The sequence below is a fragment of the Pseudarthrobacter sp. PvP004 genome (genome assembly GCF_017876035.1).
GTDB lineage: Bacteria > Actinomycetota > Actinomycetes > Actinomycetales > Micrococcaceae > Arthrobacter > Arthrobacter aurescens_A.
The window spans coordinates 665,821-684,130 of the sequence record NZ_JAGINL010000001.1 but is presented as its reverse complement, the minus strand read 5'-3'; the positions used below and the strand labels follow the sequence as shown (position 1 = coordinate 684,130).

13 protein-coding genes and 2 tRNA genes are annotated in these 18,310 nt (G+C 61.7%); 4 read left to right on the top strand and 11 right to left on the bottom strand.

The genetic code is table 11. The features are described from left to right. Positions 1 to 834 carry an anti-sigma factor domain-containing protein gene (locus J3A64_RS03115; RefSeq protein ID WP_011775375.1) on the top strand — a complete coding sequence of 278 codons (834 nt, stop codon included), beginning with the start codon at positions 1 to 3 and terminating at the stop codon, positions 832 to 834. A gap of 81 nt (positions 835 to 915) precedes the next feature. Here J3A64_RS03115 and J3A64_RS03110 read toward each other — a convergent pair whose 3' ends face one another. From J3A64_RS03110 to J3A64_RS03085, 6 genes are all read right to left on the bottom strand, one after another. Next, positions 916 to 2,319, bottom strand: a complete 1,404-nt coding sequence (locus J3A64_RS03110; protein WP_210063610.1) for a gluconate:H+ symporter — start codon at positions 2,317 to 2,319, stop codon at positions 916 to 918. Next, positions 2,316 to 2,861 (bottom strand): gluconokinase, encoded by a 546-nt coding sequence (locus J3A64_RS03105; protein WP_014922260.1) that lies wholly within the window; start codon positions 2,859 to 2,861, stop codon positions 2,316 to 2,318. Before J3A64_RS03105 ends, J3A64_RS03110 begins: the two co-directional genes overlap by 4 nt. 74 nt (positions 2,862 to 2,935) lie before the next feature. Beyond that, the gene (locus J3A64_RS03100; RefSeq protein ID WP_286176149.1) at positions 2,936 to 3,715 is read right to left on the bottom strand and encodes a PIG-L deacetylase family protein; all 780 of its coding nucleotides are present in this window, start codon (positions 3,713 to 3,715) and stop codon (positions 2,936 to 2,938) included. A 5-nt stretch (positions 3,716 to 3,720) separates the two neighbouring features. Continuing rightward, positions 3,721 to 4,674, bottom strand: coding sequence for an electron transfer flavoprotein subunit alpha/FixB family protein (locus tag J3A64_RS03095; protein ID WP_011775379.1), 954 nt, complete (start codon positions 4,672 to 4,674; stop codon positions 3,721 to 3,723). A 14-nt stretch (positions 4,675 to 4,688) separates the two neighbouring features. Further along, positions 4,689 to 5,492 (bottom strand): electron transfer flavoprotein subunit beta/FixA family protein, encoded by an 804-nt coding sequence (locus J3A64_RS03090; protein WP_043470457.1) that lies wholly within the window; start codon positions 5,490 to 5,492, stop codon positions 4,689 to 4,691. 258 nt (positions 5,493 to 5,750) lie between these two features. Beyond that, positions 5,751 to 7,349, bottom strand: a complete 1,599-nt coding sequence (locus J3A64_RS03085; RefSeq protein ID WP_043471364.1) for a S1C family serine protease — start codon at positions 7,347 to 7,349, stop codon at positions 5,751 to 5,753. Positions 7,350 to 7,670: 321 nt separating this feature from the next. Between J3A64_RS03085 and J3A64_RS03080 the strand changes: the two genes are divergently transcribed. Next, positions 7,671 to 9,728 (top strand): TPM domain-containing protein, encoded by a 2,058-nt coding sequence (locus J3A64_RS03080; RefSeq protein ID WP_210063609.1) that lies wholly within the window; start codon positions 7,671 to 7,673, stop codon positions 9,726 to 9,728. 98 nt (positions 9,729 to 9,826) lie between these two features. Next, positions 9,827 to 10,615, top strand: coding sequence for a PspA/IM30 family protein (locus tag J3A64_RS03075; protein ID WP_014922264.1), 789 nt, complete (start codon positions 9,827 to 9,829; stop codon positions 10,613 to 10,615). Between the two features lie 104 nt (positions 10,616 to 10,719). On the opposite strand, the gene J3A64_RS03070 is transcribed toward J3A64_RS03075, so the two are convergent. From J3A64_RS03070 to J3A64_RS03050, 5 genes are all read right to left on the bottom strand, one after another. Then, complete coding sequence (locus tag J3A64_RS03070; RefSeq protein WP_014922265.1) at positions 10,720 to 11,511, bottom strand: GntR family transcriptional regulator; 792 nt, start codon at positions 11,509 to 11,511, stop codon at positions 10,720 to 10,722. A gap of 119 nt (positions 11,512 to 11,630) precedes the next feature. After that, a tRNA-Met gene (locus J3A64_RS03065) sits at positions 11,631 to 11,704 on the bottom strand. Between the two features lie 408 nt (positions 11,705 to 12,112). After that, positions 12,113 to 12,186: transfer RNA gene (locus tag J3A64_RS03060), tRNA-Met, on the bottom strand. A gap of 133 nt (positions 12,187 to 12,319) precedes the next feature. Beyond that, positions 12,320 to 15,400, bottom strand: coding sequence for a UPF0182 family protein (locus tag J3A64_RS03055; protein ID WP_011775386.1), 3,081 nt, complete (start codon positions 15,398 to 15,400; stop codon positions 12,320 to 12,322). Between the two features lie 41 nt (positions 15,401 to 15,441). Beyond that, positions 15,442 to 16,578: a S16 family serine protease gene (locus J3A64_RS03050; protein WP_210063608.1), complete on the bottom strand. Its 1,137-nt coding sequence runs from the start codon at positions 16,576 to 16,578 to the stop codon at positions 15,442 to 15,444. Between the two features lie 210 nt (positions 16,579 to 16,788). On the opposite strand from J3A64_RS03050, the gene J3A64_RS03045 reads away from it, so the two are divergent. Next, positions 16,789 to 18,246: a zinc-dependent metalloprotease gene (locus J3A64_RS03045; RefSeq protein WP_014922267.1), complete on the top strand. Its 1,458-nt coding sequence runs from the start codon at positions 16,789 to 16,791 to the stop codon at positions 18,244 to 18,246. Positions 18,247 to 18,310: the final 64 nt, after the last annotated feature.

The following is an 18,310-nucleotide window of genomic DNA, read 5'->3' as shown; positions in this document are numbered from 1 at the left end:
ATGAGCGAAAACACCAGTGGAGGCTTTATCCGCCGAATGTTTGCCAACGACATCGCCACCGACCTCGCTGAGGGCCGCGTCCTCGAACTGGCGGAAATCTATGCCTTGGACGCTGTAAGCGACGACGAACGGGCAATGATCGATGCCTACATCAAGGACGCTCCGGAAGGTCCCGAATTCCTGCAGCGGGTCCACGAAGCCCGCGAGACCCTGGCAGTCAGCTTCGCGCCCGAAGAAGCGCCGCCCGCAGGGCTCTTTGACAACATTATGGAGCGCATCAGCAACGATGCCGCCAGCCAGCCCCCCGCCGTGGCGGCAAGCCCCGACGTGGCGGGTCCCGCCGTCGACGACCTCGCAGCCGCGAGGGCGAAGCGAGAGGAACGTACCCGCGCGGGCGGGGCGCGCCGGTGGATCGTCGGAGCAGCAGCTGCAGCGGTCATTGCACTCGGTGGCATTGGAGTGGGCGCCTATGTCTCGACGCAGAACGACCCCGTCAACCAGGTACTGCAAGCGCAGGACGTCCAGAAGAAGTCCGCGCCGGTTCCCGGCGGTGGTACGGCCACCATTTCCGCGTCATCAGCCAAGGATTCCTTCGTGGTTCTGATGGATGGCGTTGCACCCGCCCCAGAGGGCAAGGTGTACCAGTTGTGGACCCTCCCCAAGGACGGCTCTGCCCCTGTACCCCAGGGCACCATGGACGCCGAGACTCTCTCCAAACCGGCCGTTGTGAAAGGGCTGTCCTCAGCTTCTTCGGTCGCGATTACCGTGGAACCCGCAGGCGGATCAAGCGCCCCCACCACAGACCCGGTCCTGGTGGTCGGGCTCAGCGCCTGACTCTTGACGCTCGACGCGCGACGGCGGCCGTCCCCTCAAGGGACAGCCGCCGTCGCGCTTTTAACCCGGTTGCTTCCGTAGCTACAACACGAGCGACAGAAGCATCACAAAGCCGAAGCCCACCACGGAGATCAGCGTCTCCATCACGGACCAAGTTTTGAATGTCTGCCCAACGGTCAGCCCGAACAGTTCTTTGACCAGCCAGAATCCCGCGTCGTTGACGTGGGACAGGAACAGGGAGCCTGCGCCGATGGCCAAGGCCAGCAAGGCTGCGTGCGTCGGGCTCAGGCTGCTGGCAAGCGGTGCCACAATGCCCGCCGCCGTCACTGTCGCCACCGTTGCTGAGCCTGTGGCCAGGCGCAGGGCCACTGCCACGATGAAGCCGAGCACCAGGACGGACATGTTGGCGCCTTCGGCCCATTTCTTGACGGCATCGCCTACACCGGCACCGATCAGGGTCTGCTTGAATCCGCCACCGGCGCCCACAATGAGGAGGATAGCTGCAATGGGCCCCAGGCTTTCACCCAATTTGGCTGTGATCCTGCTGCCCGTGAAGCCTACGGCGTATCCGAACGTCACGATCGCCAGCAGGACCGCCAGCGTCATGGCCACCAGGGGCTGGCCCACGAAGTCGACGAAGATTCTGATTGCCGGCGCCGTTTCAGGGTTGGGCCAGATGATGCCACCCAAGGCCTTCAACAGCATCAGCACCACGGGGAAGATGATGGTCAGCAGGGTCACCAGGAACGACGGCTGGCGCTTGACTTCGCTCAGGTCCGCTGCGTGCTGGGTGTCGATGCCTCCCGCTACAGCCGGGGCATCGACCGGTACCCACCGGGCAGCCAACCGCGAGAAGAGGGGGCCACAGATGATGACAGTGGGGATCGCCACGAGGATGCCCAAGCCGAGCGTCGTTCCCAGCTCCGCTTTGACTGCGCTGATCGCAATCAGTGGACCCGGGTGGGGCGGCACCAGTCCGTGAAGCACGGACAGACCGGCCAACGCCGGGATCGCGATGCGCATCAGCTTCATCTTGGACCGCTGAGTAACCAGGACGATCACGGGAAGCAGAAGCACGAGCCCGATTTCGAAGAACATGGGCAAGCCGATGATGACAGCCACGAGCGTGATCATCCACACCAGTTTGTTGCCGCTGGCTTTGGCCAACAAGGTGTCCACCACGCGGTTTGCGCCACCGGAATCAGCCAGCAGCTTTCCGAGCATAGCTCCGAGGGCAATAAGCAGGCCTACTTCCTTGAGGACACCCCCAACGCCGTCCTCGAAGTTGGTGATGACCTTGCCCAGCTCCACGCCGGACGCCAGTCCCACAAAGGCCGAGCCCAGGACCAGCGCCAGGAACGGGTGGAGCTTCAGCTTTGCGATCAGCACCACGATCAGTGCAATGCCCAGCGCGGCCACCACGAGGAGTTGGGTGTCGTGGGCTGTCCATTCCAGTACCTGCGTCGCTGTTTCCAGGACCTTCACGAGGCGGTCGCTTCGGTACCGGCACCTACAGGCCGGAGACCGAGCCGTTCAATGACTTCGTCGGCTTCCTCTGCCGGCGACGCGGAAACGCACAAGGAGATGTAGTTCTCGTCCTGGGTCGGTTCCTCAAGGGCGTCGAACTGCGACTCCAAGAGCGACGGCGGCATGAAGTGGCCGTGCCTGGAGGCAAGGCGATCCGAGATCTTGTCCTTGCTCCCCTGCAGGAAAACGAACACAACGCCTTCGCCCCGGAGGACATCGCGATATTTCTTTTTCAGTGCCGAACAGGTGATGATCGCCGGGGTTCCGGCATCCACGTGCTCCCGGATCCAATCCGAGATGATGCCCAGCCAAGGCCAGCGGTCCTCATCGCTGAGGGCCTGTCCCGACTGCATCTTTGCAACGTTCGCTTCGGGATGGAGATCATCGCCTTCGGCAAGATCCCACCCGAGTTTCCCTGCCAGTACGCCGGCTACGGTCGATTTGCCCGAACCGGAGACTCCCATAATCACCAGTACAGGTTGCTGCGCAGTCTTCGCCATCAAAGTCTGCCTTCCTCGAATAAATATGATTTAACCGAGATCAAGCATATGACACGGGTTACACCACGGCAATGTCAGAAGCCGGCGATGGTGCTGGAACCGTTGACGGACACCACATGGAAGGCTTCCGCGCTGGTCCCGGCAGGCAGGCCGGCACGCTCCCCGTTGGCCAACATCATGCTCCGGACTACCCGCTCCATACCGTCAATATCCGGGTGTTGGCTGGCATGGACACGGATCGCATCGAGCTTTGCGTCCACCTGCTCCGAGACATCAACAAAGTAGTTCTCCCGGGCCTCCGGGCTGGAGATAAACCACAACCACGGCAGCTTGTAGGCAGCCAGCCCGGCCTCAGCCAGCTCCGGGTAGGCAAAGGGGTTCTCCACGGCCGGATAGACCGCCCGAGTCACGGCTTCGCCGGCTGCGAGGTGGTCAGGGTGGCTCTTCTGGAGGCGGTCCCAGTTCCTTTCCGGGTGCATGGTCAGCACAATGTCAGGGCGTATTTCGCGGATCAGCTTCACCACCTGCTTGATGACGCCATGTGTCGGCTCAAGGTATCCATCATGCTCATGCAGGTAATGGATGTCCTTGACCCCCACCAAGGCAGCCGCTCGTTGTTGCTCCTCAGCGCGGAGTTCGGTGATCCGTTCCCTGTCCACCGGATCGAAGCCGCCGGCATCGCCGTCGGTCATGATGCAATAGCTGACCTCCACGCCGGCCGCCGTCCAGGCCGCGATGGTCCCGGCGGCGCCAAAGTCGATGTCGTCAGGATGGGCGGTAAAACAAAGCACCCGCTCAACGCGCTCCATGGAGGCGTCAAACGGGCTCTTCGCTGACGTTATGTCAGTAGGCAAAGGGATCAGCCTTTCCGCTTCTTGATCTCCGCAGTGGCCTGCGGCAGAACCTTGAAGAGGTCACCGATGATGCCGTAGTCGGCAATCTCGAACACCGGCGATTCCGCGTCCTTGTTGATGGCGACAATGACCTTGGAAGTCTGCATCCCGGCCTTCTGCTGGATAGCTCCGGAGATGCCGGCAGAAATGTACAGCTGCGGTGAAACCGTGACGCCGGTTTGGCCAACCTGTGCATCGTGGCCAATCCAGCCTGCGTCGGTGGCAGCGCGGGAAGCGCCAACTGCCGCGCCCAGGGCGTCGGCAAGCTCTTCGAGGGGGCCGAAGTCACCGTCAACGCCACGGCCGCCGGCGACGACGATCCTTGCTTCGCTGAGGTCCGGCCGGCCGCTGGCGGGCTTCTCGGTCCGCGACGCAATGCGAGCAGAGTTTGCCAAGCCGTCAGCAGGAACTTCAACTTTTGCAGTGGCCGGTGCAGTCGCGTCACCGCTCGGCGCGGGTTCTACGTTGTTGGCCTTGACCGAAAGAACCGTCACCGGAGTGGTGGCCTTCGCGGTGGTGTTGTACGAGCCCGCCAGGACCGACTTGTGCGCGGTACCGTCAGCCTCAACGCCAACGACGTCCGTAATAACGCCGGCGTTGAGCTTGATGCCAAGCCTGCCCGCGATTTCCTTGCCCTCAGGCGAGTTGTCCACGAGGACCGCGGTAGCGCCGGATGCTGCTACAGCAGCGGCCAGGTAGGCGGCCTTCGGCCCCACCAAGTAGTTATCGAGATCGTCCACCGACGGCTGGTAAACCGTGGTGGCACCGTAGGCACCCAAGGTAGCGGCGACGTCGTCGTTCAGCTCCCCGGTGAACGCGACGGCGGTCTCCCCCAGTGAGCGGGCGATGGTCAGGAGCTCCAGGCTGCTCTTCTTGAGAGCTGCTCCCGGGTTGTCAATGAAAACAAGTGCGTTTGCCATGGTTGCAGTCCCCTTTAGAGCAGCTTCTGTGCGGCGAGGAAGTCGACCAGCTTGATGCCGGCGTCGCCGTCGTCGGTGATGATGGTCCCTGCCGTCCGCGGTGGGCGGGCCTCTGCGGACTCCACCACCGTCCACGAACCGGCCAAGCCCACCTGCGAAGCGTCCACACCGATGTCGGCCAGCGACAGGGAGGCGATCTTCTTCTTCTTGGCAGCCAGGATGCCCTTGAAGTTGGGGTAACGCGGTTCGTTGATCTGGTCGGTGACCGAGACAACTGCTGGAAGCTGCGCTTCAACCGTTTCAGAGAAGGCGCCAGCGTCACGTCGTGCGCTGACCTGACCACCCGTCACCTCAAGGCTGGAGGCAAAAGTGACCTGCGGGAACGACAACCGCTCGGCGAGCTGCGCCGGGATCAGCGAGGTCTCGCCGTCCGTGGAAGCCATGCCCGTCAGGACCAGGTCCACCGGGCGGCCGTCGGCCGAGATGTGGCGAATAGCGGCGGCAAGCGCCAGCGAAGTAGCAGCCGCATCCGAACCAGCCAAAGCGTCATCGCTGAGGTGGACACCGGAATACGCGCCGATCTGTAGGGACTTCTTCACAGCATTGACCGCACCGGACGGGCCCATGCTCAACGCAATGACCTCGTTCCCGGCCTTCGGTCCGCCGCGTTCCTCCGCCAATTGGAGCGCTGCCTCGAGGGCGTACTCGTCCAGTTCGGACAAAATGCTCTCGTCACGGTCGGTTGTGTTGCCAGGTCCGGTGATGTGCCGGTCGAACTGGGCGTCCGGGACGTGCTTGACCAGAACGACAATCTTCAATGTCTCTTCCACTGTCTTCGAAGCAGCCTTCCATGCTTGTGGACGGCCAACCGCAACAGCGTGGCCGTGAATTGCCCAGCGCGTGGGCTCGTCCTAGCTAAGCATATTGCCCGCAGAAAACCACTCCCAGCGTTAAGCCCTGTTTCAGCTACGCGCGATGCTTACGCTGACCCCTGGCCGTGCCGGGTACGTCAAAACGGCGAACGACACCCGCAGGGTGCCGTCCGCCGTCGAACGCTGTTCTCCCGTCTGGGCCGCCTACTGTTGGGCGGCGTCGAGCGTGACCTCAACCTCTTGCGTCTGGCCACCGCGCTGAATGGTGACCTTGACCTTGGCGCCGGCCGGCTGTTCCCGGACCGCCGCAGTCAGTTGGTTGGGATCGCTCACGGCGTAGTCTCCGAACTTGGTCACGACGTCGCCAACCTTGAGTCCCGCATTGGCAGCAGCCGAACCCGACGTCACGGAAGCAACCTCGGCACCCACGGAGAAACCTGAATCGCTGCCCGTGGACGACTTCGAACGAACAGAGACACCGAATTGCCCATGGCTGGCCTTGCCGGTCTCGATGATCTCCTGCGCAACGCGCTTGGCGTGGTTGATCGGGACACTGAAGCCGACGCCGATGTTCCCGGCCGAAGAATCGGACGTTCCGCTGCCCGCCGAGGCGATCGCAACGTTAACACCGATGACCTCGCCCTTACTGTTCACCAATGCACCGCCGGAGTTGCCGGGATTGATCGCTGCATCGGTCTGGATCACGTTAATGGCGATGGAACCCTCATTGGCAGTCCGCTGGCTCTGGCCACCGTTCGGCGGTGCGAACTGGAAGCCCTCATCATCGCCCTGGCTCTCATCCGGAGTCCCCTCCGGCACAGCCGACGACGCAACACTAATGGTGCGGTTGAGCGTGGACACGATGCCGTCCGTCACCGTGCCGGTGAGACCCAGCGGCGAACCGATCGCGACGGCGGTGTCCCCCACGTTGATCTTGGACGAGTCGCCGAGGGTTGCCGGAACCAGGCCCGACGCGTCGCTCACCTTGATGACGGCAAGGTCTGACAACGGGTCCGTGCCGACCACAGTGGCTTTGAGGACCTTACCGTCGTTCGTGCGGACCTCGATGGCGGCATTGGCCGTGGCGCCGTCGAGGGTGACCACGTGAGTGTTGGTGAGGATGTGGCCCTGATCGTCCAGGATGATGCCGGACCCGGTTCCGCCTTCACTGCCACTCGTTGCCTTGATAGTCACCACACTGGGCGAGGCCTTGGCTGCCGCTGCGGTGATGACGTTGACGTCGTCCTTGTTGTTCACAATCACCGTGCTCGACTGTCCGCCTGTGGAGGCGGCAGGTGCCGGGTTATCCCATAGTGCGTTACTGCCGGCCACTACGCCGCCACCGATCAGGCCCGCCGCGAGCATGCTGGCCACCAGGGTACCGACGCCGAACGCCGGCTTACGCTTGGTTGCTACCGCTGAAGAGTGCCCGGGGGTGTGCTGCATTCCGGGGCCGTTGTGACCTTGTGCGGTGTGGAATCCTTGTGCGTTGTGGAACTGGGAACCAGCACTGCCGTTGGCTCCCGGGTTTGAGCCGCCATAGAACGGCTGGTGCTGCGGGTAGCTCGGGCGGTGACCTGAATCCTGCTGCTGCGGAGCGCCGTAGTACTGCGGCTGCTGCGGGGCTGCTGGCTGCTGGAAAGCCGGCAAAGGAGTGGTGTTGTCCGTCCCGGCTCCTTGCCCGGAACTCCAGGCAGGCTGCTGCTGGGTGGCGGAGGCGTCGTTCTGCTCCCCCGTCGTATCCCGCGGCTCTGACGGCTCGCGGTTCTCTGGTGCGGTGCCCTGCGCTGGGTTCTCCGTCATGGGTGTTCCTTTCATCCTCGTCTCCAACAACTATGTACCCATTAACTGGAACAAAAGCGGACGTTCGCTGGGAGCTTCCTGAAAGGGGTTGGCAACGTTCGTCCGGCCCTTCAATTTCTCCCTCAACGCCTCAACAATCCAGCTCTCTCCTATATTTCGCTGGTGGCATATTCACCCCTGTGGACGGGCCATGGGGTGCACCATAGAATCAAGAGGAATTGCCACAGCGACCTGCGGCTTTACACCATGCGTGGGGGCGCTGAGCATTCTGTGACGATTGGTACGCCTTGTTCCAGTCGCAGACGTGCTGAAGGGTTGCACATGCGGTCAATAGTTAAACGCGTACTCGCCGTGATTGGCCTGGTTGGAATGTTGGCCCTCCCGGCCACATCCGCTTGGGCTGAAAGTCCAGTGACGCTCGATCCCACCACCAAGATTGTGGATTCGGCGGGCGTGCTCGGCGGAGATAAAGCCAAGGTTCAAGAGGCCATTCAGAAGCTCGGGGCTGACCACGCCATGACGCTGCACGCTGTGTTCGTCAAACGGTTCGAGGACCCCGCCGACCGCGTGGAATGGGCCGCTGCCGTGGCAGACCAGGCAAAGCTTGGCTCCAATGCCATGCTGCTCACCGTAGCTACAGATACACGGCAATATTTGTTGAGCAAGCCAAACAATAGCAAAATCACCAATGCCCAAAGGGACACGATAACCAGTAAGGCAATTGACCCCCAGCTGCGTGCAGGGAACTACGCTCAGGCAGTCATCGATGCAGCCGCAGCCATCGGAGATGCTGCAGGCGGAGGCAGCGGAACTGTGCCCAACGGAAACGCTGGTGTCGGAGTACTCGTCGGAGTAGGCGTTGTAGCGGCCGGCGGCGCCGGAACCTACCTCTACCTCCGAAACCGCCGTAAGAAAGGCAGCACCAAGGCTGTCAGCGCCAGCTATGGACCACAAGGCGAACAGCTTGACCCCTTGGCTGGCCTGACCATCCCTGAACTGCGCCAGAAGAGCGGCTCGCTGTTGATCGAGGCGGATGACGCCATCAAGTCCAGCGAGCAGGAACTCGGTTTCGCCCAGGCGCAGTACGGTGACTCCGCGATTGGCAACTTCACCAAGGCCTTGGAAGAGGCAAAGGGCCACATGACTGAGTCCTTCAAGCTGCAGCAGCAGCTGGATGACCACATCCCTGACACCGAAGAGCAGCAGCGGAGCTGGCTCGGCGAGATCATCCGCCGATCAGAAGCCGCCCTGGCATCCTTGCGTGATCAGAAGGCTGACTTTGACTCTTTGCGCGAGCTTGAAAAGAACGCTCCGCAAGCCTTGGCAGCCGTGACCGCGGGAGCCAAGGAGGCCGATGCGAAAATCGCCAGCGCAGAGCAATCCCTTGAAGGATTGCGCGCCAAGTATGCCGAATCTGCCTTGACTCAGGTCTCCGACAACATCCTGCAGGCCAAGGAGCGGCTGGCGTTCGTGCAGAACGCCGTCACTGCCGCCCAGGAGAAGTTGGCAACCGGCGAGAACAGCCTTGCGGCCGTGGCAGTACGTGCCGCAGAGGAAAGCCTGCACCAGACCAACGTGTTGATCGATGCCATCTCCAAGACGGCCGGCAGCCTGGACGAGGCCCGTACGTCGTTGGAAGGCGCCGTAGCGGAAACCAGCCAGGACCTGGCCCAAGCACGGGCCATGATCCAGTCCGGCGAACACCCGGAACTTGCCGGTCCCGTGGCCGGAGTCGAAGCCGCCCTGGCTCAGGTGAAGACCGAGATCCAGGGTGGAAAGATCGATCCCATCGCGACGCTTAGTCGAGTGGAGTCGGCCCACCAGGCGCTCGACCAGTCTTTGTCCGGCATCCGCGACCAGCAGGAGCAGGCCCGCCGCGCCCAGGCCTCATTGCAGCAAACCATCATGGCCGCACAGGCACAGATCAGCGCCACATCGGATTACATCACAGCTCGTCGCGGCGGCGTGGGCACGGAGGCTCGAACGAGGTTGGCGGAGGCTCAGCGCAACCTCGATTACGCGCTCTCCATCTCACGCAATGACCCCGTCACGGCTCTGACCTACGCCCAGCAAGCACATTCGCTTGCAGCCCAGGCGGCACAACTCGCACAGTCTGACGTCGACCAATTCGGCTACGCCGACCAGGGCTACGGACGCGGTGGAATGTTCGGCGGTGGTGGCGGAGGCGGTGGCCTCGGCGGCGCTATCCTCGGCGGCATCCTCATCAACTCCATCCTGAACGGCGGCGGAGGCGGCTGGGGCGGCGGCGGCAATGACGGCGGCGGCGATGGTGGATTCTTTGGTGGCGGCGGCGATTCCGGCGGAGGTTTCGACAGCGGCGGCTGGGGTGGCGACGGCGGCGGTGGAGGCGACTTCTAGCCAGACAGACTAGGCGGGGTCCATGCCCCGCATAGAAGCGGTACAACAACTGATCACTGATTTCAGTGTCACCACTGAGCAGGACGAAAGGCAACACAATGGTTAAGCAGTCCATTTTCGGTCGGATCTCGCAGCTCGCCAAGGCAAACATCAACGCCTTGCTGGACCAGGCTGAGGACCCGCAGAAGATGCTGGACCAGATGGTCCGCGACTACACGAACAACATTGCCGAGGCGGAATCAGCCGTAGCCCAGACCATCGGTAATCTCCGGATGCTGCAGGCCGACTACAACGAAGATGTCAAGAACGCCCAGGACTGGGGCAACAAAGCCTTGGCAGCGTCGCGGAAGGCCGATGAGTACCGCTCGGCCGGTGATCCTGTTGATGCCCAGAAGTTCGACAACCTTGCAAAGGTGGCCATCCAGCGTCAGATGACCGCAGAGTCCGAAGCGAAGGCAGCAGAACCGAGCATTGCTTCCCAGACTGAGGTAGTGGACAAGCTCAAGACCGGGCTTGACCAAATGAAGAACAAGCTCAACCAGCTAACCGCCAAGCGCAACGAACTGGTAGCACGCTCCAAGACCGCTGCCGCGCAGTCCCAGGTGCACGACGCCCTCAAGAGCATCGACATCATGGATCCCACCAGCGAGGTTGGCCGCTTCGAAGAGAAAATCCGCCGTGAAGAGGCCAAGGTTTTGGGCCAGCAGGAACTCGCCAGCTCCAGCCTTGACGCCCAGTTCAACCAGCTCGAAGACCTCGGAGAGCAGACCGAGATTGAGGCCCGCCTTGCGGCCTTGAAGTCGGGCGGCTCCAAGCCCGCCATCGGCGCAGGAGCCCCGGCGTCAACCGGCGCAACAGTCGACGAAGCTGACTTCGACAAGCTCTAAGGAACGCATCGGGCGGACAGCCCAAAGCCGTGCTCGCGGAACCAGAATGGGCCGGATCCTGAAAGGGATCCGGCCCATTTTTGCTTTGCGCTCCTCGTCCAGCCTTAGGAAGGCACTGACGGATCTTGCCCGGGGCTGACGTCGGTCGCCACTTCTGCGCGGATCTCGAAGCCCTTGGGGTGGAAATAGGTGACCGTGCACTCCAAGACCTCTCCGTGAGGTCCAAGCGTAGTCCGCTCCAGGCGTGGCACCATGGCGAACCCGCGGACGTTGAGAGCGTCTGCCAGGTGCTCGGGCGGTGCATGCATGGTCACGGTTATTTCTGCCCGGTGGAGGGGCTTCAGCGTCCTGTCCTGGATGACCTGGTAGATGGAGTTCCGCTCGGCATCCGCCAGGCTGATATGGCGGCCGATATGCGACGGGATGAAAATCTCCGCAATGGCATAAGGCCATCCGGCGCTTGAGTAGGAGCGGCGGATCACCAGCACCAGGTTGTCGTCAGACACCAGCTTGGCCGGCACTGACTTGTCCTTCTCCATCCACTTGTATTCGATGAGTCCCTTGACGGTCTTCATGCCGGCCGCAGTAAACGTCTCCATGAATGGCGCCAAGCGGTTCAGCATCTTCGCAGGACGTTGGGCCATCACGAAAGTCCCCTTGCCCTGCCTTCGGACCAGCAAACCCTTCACGACCAGGGTTTCGATCGCTTTTCGGACAGTGGTCCGGCTGATGCCGTAGGCATCCATCAGGAACTCTTCCGTAGGTATCCGGGAGCCTGGCTCCAGACGGCTGACGTGATCCGTTAGAACGTCAGCCACCTGCTGATACACGGCAACAGGACCATCCCTCTGAAGGACTTCACGCCCATCTCCAAGTTTGTAGTCTTCATTGACCATTGGGCGTCCCATCCATTTCTTGCCTCAGCAAATCCGGGTTTGATGCTAGCACCGGTACCCCGGTGACCAGTTAAACAAAAGATCCGGATCAGTTGTCACTGATCCGGATCTTTCTCCAGTTGCGGGGACAGGATTTGAACCTGTGACCTCTGGGTTATGAGCCCAGCGAGCTACCGAACTGCTCCACCCCGCGTCGCAAGAACAACTCTACCGCACCCTCCAGGGCGCTTATGACCATATGGCATCTAAGGTGCCGCAGATCACTCCCCCGCGCCTGAACGAATGCCTATAGACCGTGGATCGCTTCCGCATCATGCCGCGACCGCGTCCACCATTCCCACCAGAACTCTGCGGGCCAGGCCGAACCCGAGGGACGTGAGAGAGGGTTGGGACCAAACCCGAGGGACGTGAGAGAGGGTTGGGACCAAACCCGAGGGACGCGAGAGAGGGTCGGGACCAAACCCGAGGGACGTGAGAGAGGGTTGGGACCAAACCCGAGGGACGTGAGAGAGGGTCCGGCTTGCGTGCAGGGGTCTTCAGGGATTGCGGGCAAAACAAAAGGTCCGGATCAGTGTTTACTGATCCGGACCTTTTTCTCCAGTTGCGGGGACAGGATTTGAACCTGTGACCTCTGGGTTATGAGCCCAGCGAGCTACCGAACTGCTCCACCCCGCGTCGCAAGAACAACATTACCGTCCGGTGAATGTCAGACCAAATCCTGGCGACGTGATGTGCATCTCCCCTAACGCGAAAGGCCGGCACCCGCCCCCGACAGGGAGCAGGCGCCGGCCTTTGGCCGCCTACAGAGCTAGCTGCTTGGCGACGGCGACGGTGTCGCGCTGGGAGTAGCTCCCGGCGTCGCTGTCGGCGCAGGCGTAGCGTCCAAACGGGCCTGAGCGTCGATCGCCTTCTTCAGTGCCTCAGACAACTTGGTCTGTTGCGCACCGTAGCCGGCGAAGTCGCCCTTGGCCAATGCGGCCTGGCCGTCCTGAATAGCCTTGTTGGCCTCATCGAGGGCTGCCTTGAGGTCGGCCTTGGCGTCGGTGGGCCCGGCAGGCGGCGGAGTGGTGCCAGGAGGCGAGGTGGGCGTCTGGCCATTGTTGTCGGAGTCGCCGGCAGTAGCACCGGAATCACCGCCGAACAACTGGTCCAAAGCTTCATCCAAGGTGGGCGCGAAGCCGATCTTGTCACCGAATGCCACCAGCACACGCTGCAATGTGGGGTACGACGTCTCACCTGTGGACTTCAGGTAGACAGGCTGCACGTAGAGCAGACCACCGCCTACAGGAAGAGTCAACAGGTTGCCGTTCAGTACATCGGATGCACCCTGCCTCAGAAGGTTAAGCGCCTGAGAGACGGTGGGATCAGAGTTGAACTTGTTTTGCGCCTGTCCGGGACCCGGGACCTGTGTATCGGTCGGGAGCTCCAGGAGCCGCAGCTTTCCGTAACTCTCCCCCTTGACTCCCTTGACGTTTCCGGCGTCCGAGTCAGCCGCCAGGAACCCGTAAAGGATGTTCCGGGCGCTGCCGTTGACCGTTTGAGGAATGAAGGACGAGGTCAGCTGGAACGCCGGCTTCTCCTGGTCGGGCATCTGCAGCGACATGTAGAACGGCGGCTGCTTGACGGCTTCCGAAACGGTGGGATCGTTCGGAACACTCCAAGCATCGTTGTTCTGGTAGAAGCTGTCCGGGTCGGTCACGTGGTAGCGGCCGAGCAGTTCACGCTGGACCTTGAACAGGTCCTCTGGGTAGCGAACGTGGCTCATGAGATCGCCGGACATTTCCGAGTACGGCTTGATGACCGTGGGGAAGACCTTTTGCCATGCCTTCAGGATGGGGTCCTGGTCATCCCATGCGTAGAGGTTGACGGAGCCGTCATAGGCGTCCACTGTTGCCTTGACCGAGTTGCGGATGTAGTTCACCGAGCTGTTCGGCAAGGCGACAGTACGTCCTGCACTGGTTTGCGAGTCCACAGTAGCGTTCTGCAGCTGCTGCGGCTGGGAGTACGGGAAGTACTGGCTGGTGGTGTAGCCGTCAACAATCCACTTGACGCGGCCGTCCACAACTGCCGGGTAGGCGTTGCCGTCGACGGTCAGGTAAGGGGCGAGCTTCTCAACGCGTTCGCGTGGGTTGCGTTCGTAGAGAATCTGGGATTCAGCATTCACGCCGTCCGAGAGCAACAGGTCTGAAGACTGGAACTTGATGGAGTACAGGATCCTGTTGAGCCAGTTGCCTACGTTCGGTCCGCCGTTGCCGCTGAAAGTGTACTGCGTCTCTCCACCACCTTCCCGCCCTGCTGGTCGGTCCTGCTCGCGGTTCGGGGCACCGTCCGGCGCTCCGACGATGGAGTATTCGGGAGAATTTTCGCCGAAGTAGATACGGGGCTCGTATGAAGTGTCATTGCCGAGGACGCCGTTGGACGGGATGCCAGACTGCAGGAACTCCGGCTTGCCGTCGGCCGTGAACTTGTTGCCCTTGGCTGCGACAACGCCATAACCATGGGTGTAAACGATGTGCCTGTTAACCCATGTCTGCTGGTTGGCGCTCAGGCCATCCGGGTTCAGTTCGCGAACCGCAATTACGGTGTCCTGGACTTTGCCGTCAACCATGTAGCGGTCAACATTCAGGGTTTGCGGGAACTGGTAGTACGGGCGGTACTGCTCAAGCTGGGCAAACGCCGAGGAAATGAGGTTCGGGTCAAGGAGACGGATATTGGCAGTAGTCTGCGCGTCCGCTGCCAAGGCACCCGTAGTCGCCGTGGTGGTGGCGTTGTAAGCCGACACATCGATCTTGTCCAGACCGTACGCTGCCCGCGTCATCTTGATATTTCGATCAATGAACTCCTTTTCCAAGGTGTTCTCCGACGGACGAACCTGGAACTGCTGAATAACCCATGGATAAACACCGCCTGCCAGAATGGCGGTGATGACCAACATCGCGGTACCGATCACCGGCAGGCGCCACCGACCAATGATCGCGGCAATGATGAACAGGATGGCCACAAGGCCCGCAGCCACAGCAAGGATCGCTTTGGTGGGGACAACGGCATTAACATCCGTGTACAGCGCACCGGCCCAGCGGCCCGAGTTGCTCTGGACAGTTGTGTACCTGTCCAGCCAGAAGTTAACGCCCAGCAGGATCAGGAAGAGTGCACCTGTTACCGCGATGTGGATCTGCGCTGCACGGCTGGTGAAGATGCCACGCTCCATAAGACGGATGCTGCCGTACAGATAGTGGGTCAGGATGCCTGCGATACCGGCTACGACGGCAATGCTGATCAGGAAGCCTGTGATGAAACCCAGGAACGGCAGCGACATCAGATAGAAGCTGATGTCCATGTTGAACAATGGGTCTGCCTGACCGAAGGGCTCCTGGTTGAAGAACAACAGGGCCTTCTGCCACTGGCTGGCTGCCGCGCTGCCGGCAAAGAGCCCGAACAGGATGGGCAGGCCGATCATGACCACGCGGCGGACAGGCTCAAGCTGAGCCTGGTAGCGGTTGAGGTTGTCCCGGGCCTCGGCATCAGGCGCATAGACGGGCCGGGAGCGGTAGGCGATCCTGATGGCAAAGAACACCGCGGCAAACATCATGGCGAAACCGATGAGGAACGTAATGATCCTGGCTAGGTTTTCGCGGATATAAACTTCGAAGAAGCCAAGCTGCTGGTACCACAGGACGTCAGTCCACACATTGGCGAAGAAAATGAACCCGACGACGGCCACTGCCACGACAATGAGCGTCGGAGTCAGGGCACCTCGTCTCAGCGGTGATCTTCCGGGCGGGTTGGAGCTGGCGGGACGGGACAAACTCTGTACCTCATTGGTGTCAGTGAACAGTCGGTGTGCGCGTGTTGACTTTTTCTGCCGCTGGGATGTGGCAGGGGCCGTCATCTATGCCACGAGTGGCGGTGAAGCTAAGTTCCACCGTCAGTCTAGTTGTTTGTGCAGGTGGGAAGGCTCCCCGTGTCCTGACCGGATCCGAGCCGCTCCACGGCCGAGGTCGCATCGGCCAAAGTTTCCACTTTGACAACCTGAAGTCCGTTGGGAACATGGCCCACGACATCGGCACAATTGGATGCCGGCGCCAAGAACATGCTGGCACCCTGTTGACGGGCGCCGATCATCTTTTGGGCAATGCCCCCGATAGGTCCCACGGCGCCATCGGCGGTGATGGTGCCAGTGCCGGCGACGTGCTTGCCGCCTGTGAGGTCCCCGGGCGTGAGGTTGTCCACGATCCCCAGAGCAAACATCATGCCTGCGCTTGGTCCACCAACATTGTCCAAGGAAATGCTGACGTCGAACGGGAATGTGAAGTCGCTGGCCAGCAGCACGCCCAGAACGTACCGGTCGGCTTGGTTCTTGGTGGGGGTTATCGTTTCAGAAACTGCGGTGCCGTTCCTGTCCAAGCCGACCACCGCCGGGGACCCAGCGCCGGCGGCAAGCTCAGCTTGGACCACGCTCATGGACGTGATCGCCTTGCCATTGATGGAGACCAGACGGTCACCCTCCTGGATTTTCCCTGCGGATGGTGACGGCTCAGACAAACCTGCCACGTTGAGCCGCTGCTCAAAAGGAATCTCGAGCTCACGCAACGCCGCAGCCACCGCATTCTCCTGCGATGTCTCCATGGCAATTTCACCCTGCTGCACCGTCTGCTCGGCCGTGGTGCCCTTGGGATAGATGAGTTCTTCCGGATAGATGGCTTTGGAGGGATCCACCCAGGCGCGGAAAACATCAAAGATGGTGGCCGGACTCTTCGGACCGCCGGTCATGACCACGGTAGTCAGGTCAAGGTTGCCGTTCGCCGGAAAGGACTCGCGGCCGGAAATACTAATGACCGGTTTGTCTCCGTCCTTACCAAGGGTGTTGAACGTGGGACCCGCCGACTCTATGACATACGGCACCGGCAACGCTGCTGCCCCGATGCCCAGGCCGAGAGCGAGGAGCCCTGAGATCACCATGATCATGTACCGGCCGTCGCGGGGCGGTGCCGTCGGCGCGGAGGTGGAATCGGCGTCGGGCGTCTGACGCGGGTCCAATGAGCCCTCGGGGCTGGGCGAAGTAAGCATTGAGGCCTCTCTATGCCGGCGTTGCGTGACCGGATCCATGGCTCCTGCCGCCGAAAGCGGCGGCGGCACATACCAAACATCAACACTACGCGGTCTGACGTTGCAGGACTGCTTTGCCTACAGCGAACGGCACCTCCTCCGGGCAGACAGCCTTCCGGCCGCGCGGTACGGTGAAAGAGATCACCAGCCAGTTCGACGATCGGCGGCACCATGACTTCCAACCCCAACAATCCGTCCAACGACGACGACACCCCCAAGGATCCGCTGGCAGAAATGCTCCAGAACCTGATGGGCGGTCAGGGCATGGGCAACATCGATCCCGCCGAGCTGGCCAAGGCCGCGGGCCTGCCCAACGATCCCCAGCTTCTTCAGCAGATGTTCGCCCAGGTTCAGGCAATGATGAGCTCCACGTCTGAAGGCCCTGTGAATTGGCAACTGGCGCACGAGAATGCGCGGCGCGTCGCTGCTGCCGGTACAGATCCCTCGGTCAATGCTCAGCAGACCAGGGAAGTCGACGAAGCACTGAGGCTTGCGGAACTTTGGCTGGACCCAGTGACTGATCTCTCGGCAACGGGCCTGATCGGCCGGGCGTGGTCGAGGGCCGAATGGGTCGAAGCGACTCTGGGGACGTGGAAGCGCCTGACCGAGCCGGTCGCCAACAGCATCGCCAATGCCTTGTCCAATGCGCTCACCCAGCAAATGCCTGAAGAAATGAAGTCCATGATGGGTGGCGCCTCGTCCATGCTGCAAAACATGGGCGGAGCGATATTTGGCATGCAACTTGGACAGGCTATCGGGGCATTGTCAGCCGAGGTTGTGAGCTCCACAGACATCGGTGTCCCCCTGGCAGACCTGGAAATGGCCTTGCTGCCGGCCAACGTTGCCAAATTCGGGGAAGGCCTCAGCCTCCCCGAGAACGACGTTCGACTCTTCCTCGCCGTACGTGAAGCTGCCCACGCGCGGCTGTTCGTCCAAGTGCCCTGGTTGCGTGGCCACCTGCTGGGTGCCATTGAGGCATACGCCCGCGGCATTCACATCGATATGTCCCGCATTGAAGACCTCGCCCGGGACCTTGACCCGAGCAACCCCGAAGGAATTCAGGAAGCACTGTCCCAGGGAGTCTTCACACCGGAACGCACTCCCGTGCAGACGGCCGCGCTGGAGAAGCTCGAAACAGCGCTTGCTCTGGTGGAAGGCTGGGTGGACGAGCTCACAGCGGAAGCAACCAGCAAGGTGCTGCCATCATCGACTGCGCTGCGCGAAACCGTGCGTCGTCGTCGCGCAACAGGCGGACCGGCCGAGCACGCATTCTCGTCCCTCGTTGGTTTGGAACTTCGCCCCCGCAGGCTCCGGGAAGCAGCAACGCTGTGGGCCACGCTGAAGGAAGAACGTGGAATCGCCGGCCGTGACGCAATCTGGCACCACCCGGATCTCCTGCCCACCGGTGCGGACCTGGACGACCCCAAGGGCTTCTCCGAACGTCGGCGCCTTGCCGAGGCAAGTGACAGCGAAGTTGATGACGCCCTGCAGAAGCTTCTGAGCGGCGGCTACGAGACCTCCGACGGCGATGAAGGAGAAGCTTCGGATTCAAAGGACACGTCCACGGAGAAGGGATCCGGCAAAGAGCCGGAAACGGATGAGTCCGACCCCGAGGCACCCACCAAATAGGCTCCGCCCTCGACAACAGAAGTTTGCAACGGCCGCCATCTCCATGGCGGCCGTTGTTCGTTTA

What these genes read in the sequence shown, in the direction of transcription:
- J3A64_RS03085 (WP_043471364.1), bottom strand. Translation starts at nt 7,349, where the DNA reads ATGACGGAGAACCCAGCGCAGGGCACCGCACCAGAGAACCGCGAGCCG.
- J3A64_RS03095 (WP_011775379.1), bottom strand. Translation starts at nt 4,674, where the DNA reads ATGGCAAACGCACTTGTTTTCATTGACAACCCGGGAGCAGCTCTCAAG.
- J3A64_RS03075 (WP_014922264.1), top strand. Translation starts at nt 9,827, where the DNA reads ATGGTTAAGCAGTCCATTTTCGGTCGGATCTCGCAGCTCGCCAAGGCA.
- J3A64_RS03055 (WP_011775386.1), bottom strand. Translation starts at nt 15,400, where the DNA reads ATGACGGCCCCTGCCACATCCCAGCGGCAGAAAAAGTCAACACGCGCA.
- J3A64_RS03080 (WP_210063609.1), top strand. Translation starts at nt 7,671, where the DNA reads ATGCGGTCAATAGTTAAACGCGTACTCGCCGTGATTGGCCTGGTTGGA.
- J3A64_RS03115 (WP_011775375.1), top strand. Translation starts at nt 1, where the DNA reads ATGAGCGAAAACACCAGTGGAGGCTTTATCCGCCGAATGTTTGCCAAC.
- J3A64_RS03105 (WP_014922260.1), bottom strand. Translation starts at nt 2,861, where the DNA reads ATGGCGAAGACTGCGCAGCAACCTGTACTGGTGATTATGGGAGTCTCC.
- J3A64_RS03045 (WP_014922267.1), top strand. Translation starts at nt 16,789, where the DNA reads ATGACTTCCAACCCCAACAATCCGTCCAACGACGACGACACCCCCAAG.
- J3A64_RS03050 (WP_210063608.1), bottom strand. Translation starts at nt 16,578, where the DNA reads ATGCTTACTTCGCCCAGCCCCGAGGGCTCATTGGACCCGCGTCAGACG.
- J3A64_RS03070 (WP_014922265.1), bottom strand. Translation starts at nt 11,511, where the DNA reads ATGGTCAATGAAGACTACAAACTTGGAGATGGGCGTGAAGTCCTTCAG.